The following is a 13692-nucleotide window of genomic DNA, read 5'->3' as shown; positions in this document are numbered from 1 at the left end:
CATGCTCATGGGCTTCGCCTGAGAATCAGCAGCAGATTCCAGGTGGCGATCTCGCGGAGCCCCGGCACCCGGGTGATCGTGCTCGCGAAGAACGGCCAGTAACGCGATCGGGCCGTGACGACCTGGACGTCGTCCCGGCCGCGGACGTGCCGCAGGGTGGGACCGATGTGGACGGCGAAGAGGTTCTCGCCGAGGGTGTGCTTCGCCTCGCGGCCGGTGCGCCGTCTGTAGCGCGCGCGGGCCCGGTCGGCGCCGAAGTAGTGCCAGGGCGCGGTCTCGTGACCGCCCCAGGGGGAGAGCCAGTTGGTGAACGACAGGTAGATCAGTCCGCCGGGGCGGGTGACCCGGGCCATCTCGCTGATGAAGGTCTGCGGGTCCGCCACGTGCTCCAGCACGTTGGACGAGAAGCACACGTCCGCGGCCCCGTCGGCGAGCGGCAGCAGGTAGCCGTCCGCGAGTACCGCGTCCTCGGGGGGACGTCCGCGGGCACCCAGCTCCCGCGGGTCGGGTTCGAAGAGGTAGCTCTGCGCGCCGCGGCGGCGGAACTCCTCGGTGAAGTGGCCGCTGCCGCCGCCGATGTCGACGACGATCTTGCCGGTCAGGTCGATGTGGCGGGCCACCTGCGCGACCGAGTCGCGGGCCAGCAGCGTGTAGCACCGCTCAGGATCGGCTGGTTCGCGCATGAACGCGCGGAAGAGGGCGGCCGAGCGCCTCAGCGACGGGTCCTTGAACCCGCGTTCGGTGATCTCAGCCATGACCGCCCTTGCCGCGTCCCGGCGCGGCGGCGCGTGAGGCGGCCTCGGCGGCGACCGCCTGGAACTGGCGGACCGTCGCGCTCCAGCGGAACCGCTCGGCGCGCTGCGCGGCGGCACGTCCCATGGCCGCGCGGCGCTCGCCGCTGAGGGACAGGGCGCACCACGCCGCGGCGAACGAGCTCTCGCCCCGGACGAGCACTCCCGTCTCCCCGTTCACGACGGAGTCGCACAGGCCGGGTATGTCGAATCCGATCGCGGGGGTGGCCCGGGCGGCCGCCTCGGTGACGACCAGCCCCCAGCCCTCGACGAGCGAGGGGTGCAGCAGGAGCCACGCCTCGCACATCAGCCGGTGCTTCTCGGCGTCCGTGACCCGGCCCGCGAACGTCACGCCGGGGCCGGCCATGGCCTCCAGCCGCTCCCGCTCGGGCCCGTCCCCCACGATGACGAGCCGGCCCCCGGTGACCGGGCGGACCCGCTCCCACAGCCTGAGGAGCAGGTCGATGCGCTTGTACTCCACCAGCCGGCCGACGGCCAGGAACAGCGGTTCCTTCGCCTCGGGCAGCAGGTCGCCGGGGTCTTCGACCCCGTTGTTGACGATCCGGATGCGGTCCGCGGCAACGCCGATGCCGCGCAGCTCGGCGGCGGTCGACCCGGACACGGCCACCATGAGGTTGTCCCGGTGCGTGCCCGCCAGGGCCCAGTGCTCCAGCCGGCGTCCGAGCCGGGCCGCCGGGCCCGGGTAACGCATCTGCCAGAGATCGGTGTGCACGTGGTTGACCAGGCACAACGTCGGTCCGCGGTGCCACAGCGGCGCCAGGTAGGGCATGCCGTTGCACACTTCCACCAGCAGGTCGCAGTCGCCGACCTCGCGGGCGAAGGTCGACCTGGCACGCAGGAAGTGACCTGCGTCACTTCCCGCGGAGACCACCCGGTAGCCGCGTGCGGCGGCCGGGCCTCCGCATACCAGCGTGACCTCGTGGCCGTCGGCGGTCAGACCGTCGGCTATGCGGTCGATGAGCAGTTCCGAGCCGCCGGCGGCCGGATTGGCCAGGTCCCGGCGGGCGAGAAAGGCAATCCGGTGCGGCGGGGGTGTCGTGGACGGTGCGCTGTACTGGTCCGCGGCGAGGGGGCCGGCGAGGTGACCGCCGGTGCGGGACTGAGCGGGGACGTATGGGGAATCCGTCTGGCCGGGGGCCAGAGCGGACACGCGCTGGGGCATGGAGTGCTCCAACTCGGCGGCTGCGGGAGGCAGGCGGGTGAGGGATGGCCGGGCTTCCGGGGATGAAGCGCTGGGCTGGCTCGGTGTGCGGTCGGGGGTGCTGCGGTCTGCGGTGCCGTGCGGGTGCTGCGGTGCAGTGGTGCTCGGTGCAGTGGTGCTCGGTGCTGCGGTGCCGTGGTGCTCGGTGCCGTGGTGCCGTGCGGGTGGCGGCGCTGGTGGACAGGCGGTTTCGCCAGGTAACACTGGCCTTACCGAGGGGTAACGTCAGTGTTCGTTTCGCGATTCGTTCCGGCTACTCACGGTGGTGACAAGTTCGGGGCGTTCGAGAGGGGCGGATTCATCACTCCGATGAGTACCGGGCCGTCGGCCCCGCATCAGGAGCACCACGCCGGCGGCGGTCAGCAGACCGCCCGCGATCCCGCCCGCCACGGGCGCGGTCTCACCGAGCAGCTTCAGCAGGCCACTGCCCTCCGCGGCCAGCTCGACCTGCTCGCGCCGGGTCTCCTCGGTGAACTCCAGCCGCTCGCTCGACAGCAGCGTGACCGCGTCCTCCTGCGAACCGGGGGCCCTCAGGGTCTTCGTCGGCGCGATCACGGCGTTCATGATCCGGCCCGTCCGCGGGTCCACGGTCAGCTCGATCCGTGCGTTCGAGTACCACTCCTCGGCCGCCACCTGACCCGGCTGCGAGCTGCCCACGAGTACGCCGGGCACCAGGCGGACGCCCGTCGCGGTGGCCTTGACGGAGCCGACGAAGCGGTAGCCCTCGTGCCCGTCGATCCTGGTGACCTCGTCGAACTCCAGGGGCACGGTGGCGCCCAGGCTGCTGTCCCACCAGGCGTAGGTGCGCTTCTCCACGTCGAACGGGAACTTCAGGTAGGCCTCGCCCTCGAACCGGGGCTTCTCCTCGCAGCAGTGCACCGGGAGGTTCGTCCGGCGGTCGGTCACCCAGCGCTCGGTGGTCCACTGCAGGGACTTCCGCGGGTCGGACAGCGGCAGCGTCTTCGGCGTGTCGATCTGGGTCGACACGTCCCAGACCGCGTTGCCGCTGCGCTCGCTGCCGGCGACGTCCCCCACCACCCGGCGGGTGATCGTGAGCTCCTGGTCCTTGACCGTGGACACGGAATCGGTGTCGAAATAGCTGCCCCGGCCTTCGAAGACCGTCGTGGAGACGGTGTCTGTCGGTGTGCGTTTGGCGCGCGGCTCCACGTACCAGGCGAGCAGCGGTGCGAGCACCAGCAGGAAGACGCCGGTACCCAGCAGGACCAGGGAGAAGGGCGATACGGAACGACGCATGCGGGTACTCCGATACGGACGCGAGAAGCGGAAGTTTCGGGGTGGTGCGGGAACGGCCGCGCGTACGGATCACAACCCGTCCGGGGCGATAGGCGACTTACCCGGCGGTAACACTGCCGTGAACGGCGAAGCTAGGTGGAGCTTGACCACCTGTCAATGCGCCTCGCATACTGACCGCGCCGGACCGGGCCGGCGCGCTGGGTGGCCGACCTCATCGACTGAGAGGCCGATCATCCCCATGTCCAGACTCTTCGCCGCCTGCCTGACCTGCATCGCCGCCGCCGCTCTGGCGACAGGCGCCGCGTTCGGAATCGTCGCCTCCCTCGATGCCACGCCCGAGCAGCAGAACGTGCCGCTCGTGACGTTCCCCGACCCGCCCGCCGGCGGGCCGTCCGGGACCCAGGGCCCCGGGGCTGAATGACGTGTGGGGGGTCAGGCCGGCCGGCCTGCCCCGTGGAGACCGGAGATCCAGGAGCGGTGGATTGGAAGCCTCGTCGGCGTGGCGCGATGTGCCACGGGAACGGATCCGGCGGTTCGCCGACCGTGCCCTGGAGGAAATGCCCAAGCTGGCGCAGGACATCCTCGCCGAGATCCGGCGGGAACACCCGGGCCTGGTGTTCATCGTCGACGGGTCCGGAGAGCCGAAGGCGCTGGTGGCGATCCGGCACGCACTGCGGCTCTTCGTGGAGCAGATGACCACCGGCTCGGACCGCCCGAGCACCCTTCCCCAGATGTTCAGGGACTTCGGACGCGGCGAGGTCGCGCACGGGCGCAGCCTGGACTCCTTGCAGGGGATCTACCGGCTGGGCGTGCGGCTTTCCTGGCGTCGCATGGCGGAGCTCGGCCAGGAGGCCGATATTCCGTCCTCGGCCATGTACGAGCTGGCCGAGTCCGCGTTCGAGTACCTCGACGTGATGGTGGCCCAGTCCGTACGCGGCTACGCCGAGGCCATCGCCCGCCAGGCCGGGGAGCGGCTGCGCCTGCAGCGTCTGCTCGTCGATCTGCTGCTCTCCGAGCACCGCTCGGATCCGTCCTCCGTCCTCTCCGACCGGGCGGCCGACGTGGGCTGGCAGCTGCCCGAGAGGGTGGCGGTGGCCGTGCTGCTCCGCCCTGCCGCGGAGGCGGTCGCCCCTGCCGTGGGTGACGAGGTGCTGGTCGACATGGAGGGCGAGCAGCCGCGCCTGGTCGTACCGGACCCGGACGCACCCGGACGGGCGGAGCTGCTGAACCGGGCCGTCACCGGCTGGTCCGGCGCGATCGGCCCCTCGGTTCCGGTGGCGGAAGCCGCCACGTCGCTGCGCTGGGCGGAGACCGCCGTCCGCATGATCAGACAGGGTGTCCTGCCACGAGGGCGGCTCCTGAACTGCGCCGAGCACGGCGAGGCACTGGTGCTGCTGCCCGCGGCCGGGCTGATCGACGATCTGGCACGGCGGCGGCTGGCGCGGCTGGACGAAGCCGGCGGTCCGGCGCACGCCCACCGCCTCGCCGAAACACTGCTCGCCTGGCTGGAAACGCGAGGTGGTGCCCCGGAGGTGGCCGCCCGGCTCGGCGTCCACCCGCAGACGGTGCGCTACCGGCTGCGACAGCTCCGCGAGCTGTGGGGCGACGATCTGGACGACCCGGACCGCCGATTCGAACTGGAACTGGTGCTTCGCACCCGCCGACTGCGCGGAGACCTCGCCCCACCGCCCGACTGACCCGCTCCGGCGGACCACGCGAAGTGCTCATGGGGGGCGCCGCATCGCTCTGAGGTGCCGGACGCCAAGGGTGGGCAGGAGTCGAGTCAGCGGTTGCCCAGGTGTGGACCAGGGGTCCCAGCCATGGGTTCCGCGGCCGCGTCGGTGCCGTCGGTGCCGGCCGGGCCGTGGGGAAGTATCCGGTCCAGCCACTTCGGCAGCCACCAGTTGGTCCGGCCGAGGAGTGTCATGGTCGCCGGTACCAGCACCATGCGTACGACCGTGGCGTCGATGAAGATCGCGGTGGCCAGGCCGAGCCCGAACATCTTGGCGGAGGGGTCATCGGCGACGGCGAAGGACAGGAAGACCGCCACCATGATGAGGGCGGCCGAGGTGATGATCCGGGCGGTGCGCGAGACGCCCTCGACGATCGCCGTGCCGTTGTCGCCGGTGCGCAGGTACTCCTCGCGTACGCGGGAGAGGAGGAACACCTCGTAGTCCATCGACAGGCCGAACAGGATGGCGAAGAGGAACATCGGGATGAACGACACGATCGGAACCGTCGATTCCAGCCCGATGAGTGCGCCGCCCCAGCCCCACTGGAAGACCGCGACCATGATGCCGTAGGTCGCGCCGATGCTCAGCAGGTTCAGCAGTACCGCCTTGAGCGGTACGAGGACCGAGCGGAATACCAGCATCAGCAGCAGGAACGACATCGCCAGCACGGCGGCGACGAACGCCGGCAGGCGCTGGCTGGTGCGCCGGCCCACGTCGGACAGGCTCGCGGTGGCGCCGCCGATGTGGGCCCTTGCCGGGCCGTGCCCGATCGCCGTGGGCAGTACGTCGGCGCGCAGCCGGGCGATGGTGTCGGCCGTGGCCTTGTCCTGAGGGCTGGTGGTCGGGAACACGACGAGGGTGGCGATGCCGGTGGCCGGATCGATGTGCGTCGGCGCGACGGACGCGATGCCCGGATCCGCCGAGACCGTCGCGACGAGCCGGTCCAGCGCTCCCGGATCACCGGTGGGGTCCGCGGCGATGACGAGGGGACCGTTGGTGCCCGGGCCGAACCCCTCGGCGACGAGGTCGTAGGCGCGGCGCTCGGTACGGCTGTGGGGCAGTGAGCCGTCGTCGGGCAGGCCGACGCGCAGACCGAGCACGGGCAGCGTCGCGGTCAGCAGCAGCCCCGCCGCGCCGATCGCGTACGGCACCGGGTGCCGGCTGACGTGCCCGATCCAGCGACGCCACCCGGCGGCGTCGGCGGCGCCCGCCGCCGGGTCCCGCCGCCGTGCGGGCCGGCCCGGCTTCCCGGTCTGCACAGCCCGGCCGATCCGGCCGATCCCGCCGATCCGGCCGATCCGGCCGATCCCGCCGGCCCGGGCCAGGCGCGGGCCGGCGGCGCCGAGGAAGGCCGGCAGCAGCGTCACCGACACGATGACCATGATCAGGACGACGATCGAGACGGCGAACCCGCCCACCGTCATGAACGGCACGTTCGCGACCGCCAGGCCGAGGATCGATACGACGACCACGACGCCGGCGAAGACCACGGGCCGCCCCGCCGTGGCCACCGCCCGCCCCGCCGCCTCGTGCGGATCGAGCCCGCGCGCGAGGTACTCCCGGTGCCTGGCCAGCACGAACAGCGCGTAGTCGATGCCCACTCCGAGCCCGACCATGCTGCCCAGGACGGGGGCGAAGGCCGGGACGTCCGTCACCCCCGCCAGGAGCGTCATCGTGGCGACTCCGATGGTCAGCCCGAAGACCGCCATGCCGATCGGCAGCGCGGCGGCGACGAGCGAACCGAACGCCAGGAACAGGATCGCGGCCGCGGCGAGGAGGCCGATCAGCTCGCTCGCGCCGCCGTCGGGGTCGGAGAAGGCGTAGAAGAGGTTCCCGCCCATCTCGATGCGCAGGGGCAGCTCGGCGCGCAGCCGGTCGCCGAGAGCGACGAGGGCGTCGAGGTCTTCGGCCGACAGCCGGCTCTGGTCGGGGTACTGCACCCGGACGACCGCGATCCGCCCGTCGGCCGAGACGAGGCCGCCGCGCACGGCGGTGTCCCCGCGTGCGCCGAGTGCCCCCGCCGGGTCGCTCGTGCCGAGCACGTGCGGCAGCCGCCCCACCTCGGTCTGCAGCCGCGTGAGCGCGGTGCGCGCGCCGTCGTCGTCGTCGAAGAACGTCACACCGTCGTCGAGGGGGGTGACGACCACTTGGGCGGTCATCCCCTCCTGGCCGGTGCCTGCCCGCTCGATGAGTTCCGCCGCCCGTTGGGAGTCCAGTCCCGGAGCGGTCATCGAGTCCGCGGTACGCCCGCCGAAGGCGGTCGCGGCGAGGACGGCGAGCGTGGCGGCGATCAGCCATGCCACGATCACCCGCCAGGGATGGCGAGCGGCGCTTGCGCCCAGGCGGAACAGGGCTTTCGAGTACATCGGGTTCTCCCACCACTACGTCGGCCGTCGCTGTACGGCCGCCGATGCCGAGGCTCGCCGCCACGGCGCTCCGCGGCATCGGCCCGCGGGCCGTGGATCCGTCGGCCTCAAGTCGGAGTGACGTCCCGTCCTTTCGGCCGATGCGCGGCACGGCGCGGTGCCTACCCTGAGAACCGTGCTCCGAGACGACCTGCGGACCCTGCGAACCCTGTGGACCGAACCCCGGCCGCCCGACGCGCCCGCCCGGGTGCGGCGGGACTGGGCGCTGCTCGCCGCGGGCCTGGCCGGTGTGGCGCTGGAGGCCGCCCTGCGCGAGAACGTCGTGTGGCGGCCGGTGGCGGTGGTGTTCACCGTATGGCTGTGCCTGCTGCCCCTGTGGCGCCGGACCCGACCGCTGGCGACGGTGACGCTGGCGTTCGGCTCGGTGAGCCTGCTTCCGGTGGCCGCGCTCGTCGCCGCACCGCGCGAGCCCGTCGGCCTGTACACCGGCGCCGTCGTCCTCGTGCTGGTGTACGCGCTGCCCCGGTGGGGATCGGGACGCGAGATCGTGCTGGGCGGCGCGGTGATCCTCGCGGTCGGCACGCTGTGTGTCGTCATGGACGGGACCCCGGTCGTCGAAAAGGTCTTGGGCCTCGTCTTCCTGCTGCTGCCCGGCGTGCTCGGGGCTGCCGTGCGGTTCCGGGGGACCGCTCGCGAGCGGCAGTTGGAGCAGGTGCGCTCCCGCGAGCGCGAGCAGCTCGCCCGGGAACTGCACGACACGGTGGCCCACCACGTGTCGGCCATGGTGATCATCGCCCAGGCGGGCCGGGTGCTCGCGGGCACCGACCCGTCCGCCGCCGTCGAGGCGCTGGAGGGGGTCGAGGAGGAAGGAGCGCGCACGCTGGAGGAGATGCGCGCCATGGTCGCCGCGCTGCGCGACCGCGGGATCGGCGCCGAGCTGGCGCCCCCTGCCGGAGTCGTGGATCTGGAGCGCCTGGTGCGCACCCCGGGTGGTCGCCTCAGGGTCGACCTGGGGCTCGACGGGGAGCTGGACGCGCTGCCCCCGGCCGTGGACGCGGCCGTCTACCGGATCGTGCAGGAGTCGGTGACCAACGCGATGCGCCATGCGGTCGACGCGACCGAGCTCGTCGTCCGGGTCGCCGCGGAACGGCACACGGTACGGGTGAGCGTGCGCGACAACGGCCGGCGCACCGGCCGGGGCCGCGACGGATACGGACTTACCGGACTCCGCGAGCGCGCGACCCTGCTCGGCGGGACACTACGAGCCGGCCCGGGTACTGACCGGGGCTGGCATGTGGAAGCCGAACTGCCGAGAGCGAGGAGCGAGAGCGGTGTCCATACGCGTCCTCGTCGCTGACGACCAGACGATCATCCGCACCGGGTTGCGGATCATACTGAACGCCCAGCCCGGCATCGAGGTGGTCGGCGAGGCCGCCGACGGGCGGGAAGCGGTACGTCTGGCCCGCGAACTGCGCCCCGACGTCTGCCTGTTCGACATCCGCATGCCCGTACTCGACGGGCTCGACGCCACCCGGCTGGTCGCCGGCCCGGGCGTCGCCGACCCGCTGGCCGTGGTCGTCATCACCACGTTCGACCTCGACGAGTACGTCTACGGCGCGCTGCGCGCCGGCGCCCGCGGATTCCTCCTCAAGGACACGGGACCGGACCTGCTGGCGCAGGCCGTACGGTCGGCGTCCGACGGTGAGGCGCTCATCGCGCCCAGCGTCACCGTCCGTCTGCTCCACGCGTTCGCGGACCTGCCCGCCGGCCGGCCCGTGGCCCAGCCGGTCTCCCCCGTCACCGCCCGCGAGGAGCAGGTGCTCCTCGCCGTCGCCCGCGGGCTGACCAACACCGAGATCGCCGACGCGCTGCACATCAGCCTCAGCACGGTGAAGACGCACCTGGCCAGCCTGATGGCCAAACTCGGCGCCCGGAACCGGGTCGAGATCGCGATGTGGGCCTACGAAACGCGCCGCATCCTCCCCGGCACCTGAGCCGGGCGCCGGGCCATGTCCCATGCCTTCCCGCCCGGTCACGGTCTGCTCGCTCGAAGACGGCACCCACCTGTACGTCCCGGAGGTGCGCGCCACGACGCCGGCACCGCAGCGGAGGTGACCGCCCCCGGGCGACCGGCGGGGCAGCTCCCTCCGATGCCGGGGCGAACGGGTGAAGCGGCAACCGCACCCCGATGCGCCGGCGCTCGCTGCGCGTTGTCGTACTGCCAGGAGTGCCTCCCGAACCACCCGACAGGAGAAGACCGACCATGTTCATGTCCAAGCTGAGGCGACGGATGTCCGGCCTCGGGACCGTCCTCGCGCTGAGCATCGCCCTGCCGATCGCCACCGGGGCCACTCCCGCGTACGCCGTCACGGATCTCCAGGTGACGAAGACCCACGAGGGGAACTTCGCGCGGGGCGGACAGGCGGATTACCACATCGTGATCACCAACACCGGATCGGCGGGCGCGGTGGCCATCGAGGACATCCTCCCCGAGGGACTCACCCTGAGCGGGCTCGACTCCTCGGCAGATCCAGCGGACCTCAACTGCTTTTTGCAGGACGTGGGGTTCGCCTGCAGTTACGACTTCCCCGCCAATTCGACCCTGACGTTCGACGTCACCGCGGACATCGCCGCTGACGCTCCCTGTGGCCCCGTCACCAACGAGGTCACCGTCAGGGAGCCGGCGGAGAACATCTCGATCTCGGCGAGCGATACGACGACCATCACCGGCACAGGCTGCCCCAACGGGGACGGTGACGGCGACGGCGGCTCGATCCTGCCCGTCAACCTCAGCGGGGTCGTCACGCTGTTCAACAACATCAGCACCAACAACAACCTGCTCAGCCCCGGCGCGACGAACACCACCCACCAGAACCTCGGAATCAACGCCCCCTGACCATAGGAACCGTCACTCAGCCATACCGGTGCCGGTGTTCAAGGGAACTCGACTACCTGATCGGTCCCATCGCCGACGTCGCTCCCCGCCGTCTCGAATCCCGGGCACCGGGCGGCTTGACGCCGACCGTGCGGCGCAGTGCCATGGGTACGGATGGAGGGGGTGCGGGGTGACCGACGAGGACAAGGACGCCGAGGGCCGGGACGACGATCGGGCGCGGGGCCCGGGTGCTTCGGAGTTCGCGGACATCTTCTGGATGGTGTTGCTCGCGCTGATCGTGGTGGTTCTCTTCCTGGTCGGTCTCACGGACACGAGCACCGGCCCCGCGACCCCGGGCGGCTATAGCGGCTGGCGTTGAAGCTGAAGGGGTGAGTACGAGGAGTACGGCCGCACTGCCTGTACTTCTGAGTCCGTTCCGCTCCGGCCGTTTTCACCTGGCACAGCTGCCGGGCGGTGCGGCGCGGCCCCGTCGCGCGCCACCCGCCCGCTGCTCCTCGGGGTGGTGGCGCGGCAGCCCGCATCCGGTGACGACCGACAGTGCCCGCGGACCAGCACTCTGGCCGCGGGCACTCTGCTGTGTCCTGTGTGAATCGGCCTCTGTCGGACGTGTCCACGCGGCGCCGTGGATTGTCCGGAGAGCGTCCGCCGGACGGCGTTGACCTGCGGTGGAGCGGTCCGGATATCCATGGACGTCCCGAGACGCCGGATCGCTGTCCGCGGGGGCGGATTTGCCGCTACTCATGGAGGCAGCAAGTCCGCGCCGCCGGTGCCGGTGGGCGCGGTGGCAACGACCGCGGGGCGGGGTTCGGCCCGTACGCGGAGCCAGGGGAGGCAGCGATGGTGGGGCGTAGGGAACGGCCGTTGGATCCGCGCGGGGGCCCCGTCGTGGAGTTCGCCGCGGGGCTGCGCCGGTTGCGGCAGGACGCGGGACGTCCCTCGTACGAGGTGATGTCGAAGCGGGTCACGTACGGCAAGGCGACGCTGCACGCGGCGGCCCGCGGGCACAGCCTCCCGTCGAAGGACGTGGCGCTGGCGTTCGTGCGGGCCTGTGGCGGCAGCGAGCGGGCCGTACGGGAGTGGGCGCGGCGCTGGGAGGCGGTGAAGGCCCGGCTGGAGGAGGGCCTGGAGGAAACGGACGCGCGGGACGCGGCCGAGCGCGGTGCCGAGGAGCACCTCGGGGCCGGCGGCCGTCCCGGAGCCGGCGACCGCCCGGAGGCCGCCGGGGAGGGGACGCGGCAGGAGACGCTGCGCCCGCTGGGTCCGAACGACCCGCGTGAGGTGGGCGGTTTCCGGCTGTTGCGGTTCCTCGGGGCCGGCGCGATGGGCCGCGTCTACCTGGGGGAGAGCCTGGGCGGCCGTAAGGTCGCGATCAAGGTGATCGACGGGTCGCGGTCCGGGAACGCGGAGTTCCGGGCCCGGTTCCGGCAGGAGATCGCCGCGGCCCGCCGGGTGCACGGGATGTTCACCGCGGCGGTCGTGGCGGCCGATCCGGACGCCGAGGATCCGTGGCTGGCCACCGAGTTCGTGCCCGGGCCGTCGCTGCAGGAGATGGTCGGCGGGCAGGGTCCGATGCCGGTGGACACCGTGATCCGGCTGGCCGCCGGGATCGCCGAGGCTCTGGCGGCCATCCACGGCGCGGACGTGGTGCACCGGGATCTGAAGCCGGGCAACGTGCTGGTGGCCACGGACGGGCCGAAGGTCATCGACTTCGGGATCGCCCGCACCCGGGACGCCACCACGCTGACCCGGACGCAGATGCTGGTGGGCACGCCCGGCTACGTGGCGCCCGAGCGGCTGGCGAAGGGCAAGGTGGGGCCGGCGTGCGACGTCTTCTCCCTCGGCGCGCTGCTGGCCTTCGCCTCGACGGGACGGCTGCCGTTCGGCACCGATCCGTCGGAGATCAGCTTCCGGATCGTGCACGGTGAGCCCGACCTGGAGCCGGTGCCCGAGGAGCTGCGGGACCTGGTGGCGCGGTGTCTGGCCAAGGACCCGGACGAGCGGCCGAGCCCCCAGCAGGTGATCGACTGGTGCTGTGAGCGTGCCGGCCAGCCGGGCCCCGGCTGGCTGCCCGCCCCGCTGACCGGGATGATCCGGCAGCGCGCCCGGGAGGCCGACGAGGTCCGCGTGACCGACCGGGAGAGCGGCGTGGAGCGGCCCCGGCCCCGGATCGCCCGGGTGGCGCTCGCCACGGCGGCGGTGACAGCGGTGATCGCCCTGGTGGGAGCGGTGCTGAACCTGGACCCGCCGTCATGGCGGGACGGGGCCAGTCCGCCCGGCAGCAGTACGCCGACCGGCGGTGCGACCGGCGGTGCGACGGCCGGCCCGACCGGGGGAATCACGGTCGCCCCGTCCGGCGGGGCCGTCGTGCCGGTCCCTTCCTGGTCGGGCGGCAGCACCTCGGGGGGCACCCATCAGGGGCCGGCCGGCGGTCCGGCCGCCGGCACGGTCACCGGCGGTCCGGCCGGCGGGGCCACGGGCGGAAGCGGCGAGCCGGCCGGCGGCGCGTCGACGGGGTCCACGCAGGGCGCGACCACCGGGATCACGGCCGGCAGGACGGCCGGGGCCACGACCGGGACCGACTCCGGCAAGACGGCCGGCAGCACCCAGGGTCCCGGGGACGGCGGGCCGGCGCCCGGCACCTCGAAGGGCAGCTCCGGGGAGCCGTCCGGAGGGACTTCGGCAGGCCCCTCGGACGGCGCGGGCAAGGTCGAGAACCCATCGGAGCCGATCCTGACGGGCACCTCCGTCTACGTCCAGCCCCGCTCGGAGACCGTGGACTGCACCAAGCCGATCACGTTCACCTTCGCCGCGAGCGCCCGGCGCACCGGGACGATCAACTACACCTGGTACCCCGACGAGCGCCTGGCCGACCGCGGCTACCGGCCCCGCACGGGGAGCATGACCTTCACCACGCCCAACACCCAGTACGACACCTTCCAGGTCCGGCTCCAGGGCACCCAGTCCGGCCAGGTGGTGCAGGGCGAGATGGCCGTACAGGTCGACTCCCCCAAGATCGACCGTCAGAAGGTCGCCGACCAGTTCCACCTGACCTGCTCCTGACGCCCCGTCCAGGGCAGACCCGCGTGCGGCCCGTCCCCGGGTCTGCCCCCTGACGGCACCTCCGTCACCCTCACCTCCCGGCGCGCGGCGTGCCACGCCGCGGCACGCCCGCCGGGGTGAAGCTGCCCCCTTGCCTACACGCAGGTCCAGGCCGGCACCCGTATCCGCCGCGGCGACCTGCGTCCCGGGGATCTGGTCTTCACCCGCTGCCTCGGCCACGTCCAGCTCTACGCCGGAGACGGCCGGGTCCTCGAGGCCACCCGCCCCGTGGTGCGCTACGCGGCCCTGCCCGCCGACGGCAGCGTCACCGCCTACGTCCGCCCCGCGCCGCTGGCCGCCCGGGCCGCAAAGCCCTGAACGCCCGCACGAA

General features: G+C 72.6%; 11 protein-coding genes and 1 pseudogene. 8 read left to right on the top strand and 4 right to left on the bottom strand.

All coding sequences use genetic code 11. The annotated features are described in order from the left end of the window. Positions 1–5: 5 nt before the first annotated feature. From AC069X_RS21605 to pgfA, 3 genes are all read right to left on the bottom strand, one after another. Positions 6–755, bottom strand: coding sequence for a class I SAM-dependent methyltransferase (locus AC069X_RS21605; protein WP_478730375.1), 750 nt, complete (start codon positions 753–755; stop codon positions 6–8). Beyond that, entirely contained in the window at positions 748–1974 is a 1227-nt protein-coding gene (locus AC069X_RS21600; protein WP_478730373.1) for a glycosyltransferase family 4 protein, read from the bottom strand. The genes AC069X_RS21605 and AC069X_RS21600 overlap by 8 nt, the downstream gene beginning before the upstream one ends. Before the next feature lie 264 nt (positions 1975–2238). After that, positions 2239–3267 carry a cell envelope lipid trafficking protein PgfA gene (gene pgfA / locus AC069X_RS21595; protein ID WP_478730371.1) on the bottom strand — a complete coding sequence of 343 codons (1029 nt, stop codon included), beginning with the start codon at positions 3265–3267 and terminating at the stop codon, positions 2239–2241. Positions 3268–3505: 238 nt separating this feature from the next. On the opposite strand from pgfA, the gene AC069X_RS21590 reads away from it, so the two are divergent. After that, positions 3506–3688, top strand: a complete 183-nt coding sequence (locus AC069X_RS21590; protein WP_478730369.1) for a hypothetical protein — start codon at positions 3506–3508, stop codon at positions 3686–3688. Positions 3689–3749: 61 nt separating this feature from the next. Further along, positions 3750–4964, top strand: a complete 1215-nt coding sequence (locus AC069X_RS21585) for a PucR family transcriptional regulator (RefSeq protein ID WP_478730367.1) — start codon at positions 3750–3752, stop codon at positions 4962–4964. Between the two features lie 86 nt (positions 4965–5050). On the opposite strand, the gene AC069X_RS21580 is transcribed toward AC069X_RS21585, so the two are convergent. Beyond that, positions 5051–7366 carry an MMPL family transporter gene (locus tag AC069X_RS21580; protein ID WP_478730365.1) on the bottom strand — a complete coding sequence of 772 codons (2316 nt, stop codon included), beginning with the start codon at positions 7364–7366 and terminating at the stop codon, positions 5051–5053. 175 nt (positions 7367–7541) lie between these two features. Between AC069X_RS21580 and AC069X_RS21575 the strand changes: the two genes are divergently transcribed. From AC069X_RS21575 to AC069X_RS21550, 6 genes and pseudogenes are all read left to right on the top strand, one after another. After that, a complete protein-coding gene (locus AC069X_RS21575; protein WP_478730363.1) occupies positions 7542–8723 on the top strand; it encodes a sensor histidine kinase in 1182 nt (393 codons plus the stop codon). Then, the gene (locus AC069X_RS21570) at positions 8698–9360 is read left to right on the top strand and encodes a response regulator (protein ID WP_478730361.1); all 663 of its coding nucleotides are present in this window, start codon (positions 8698–8700) and stop codon (positions 9358–9360) included. The genes AC069X_RS21575 and AC069X_RS21570 overlap by 26 nt, the downstream gene beginning before the upstream one ends. Before the next feature lie 269 nt (positions 9361–9629). Then, positions 9630–10262 (top strand): hypothetical protein, encoded by a 633-nt coding sequence (locus AC069X_RS21565; RefSeq protein ID WP_478730359.1) that lies wholly within the window; start codon positions 9630–9632, stop codon positions 10260–10262. A 169-nt stretch (positions 10263–10431) separates the two neighbouring features. Beyond that, a complete protein-coding gene (locus AC069X_RS21560) occupies positions 10432–10620 on the top strand; it encodes a hypothetical protein (protein WP_478730357.1) in 189 nt (62 codons plus the stop codon). A gap of 479 nt (positions 10621–11099) precedes the next feature. Beyond that, positions 11100–13322 carry a protein kinase domain-containing protein gene (locus tag AC069X_RS21555; protein ID WP_478730355.1) on the top strand — a complete coding sequence of 741 codons (2223 nt, stop codon included), beginning with the start codon at positions 11100–11102 and terminating at the stop codon, positions 13320–13322. Positions 13323–13469: 147 nt separating this feature from the next. Next, positions 13470–13679: pseudogene (locus AC069X_RS21550) on the top strand (NlpC/P60 family protein); the annotation flags it as partial. Positions 13680–13692: the final 13 nt, after the last annotated feature.

Source organism: Streptomyces sp. NPDC043896, from assembly GCF_056435605.1.
The sequence above is the reverse complement of the archived record's forward strand: the minus strand, read 5'-3'. Positions and strand labels throughout refer to the sequence as shown.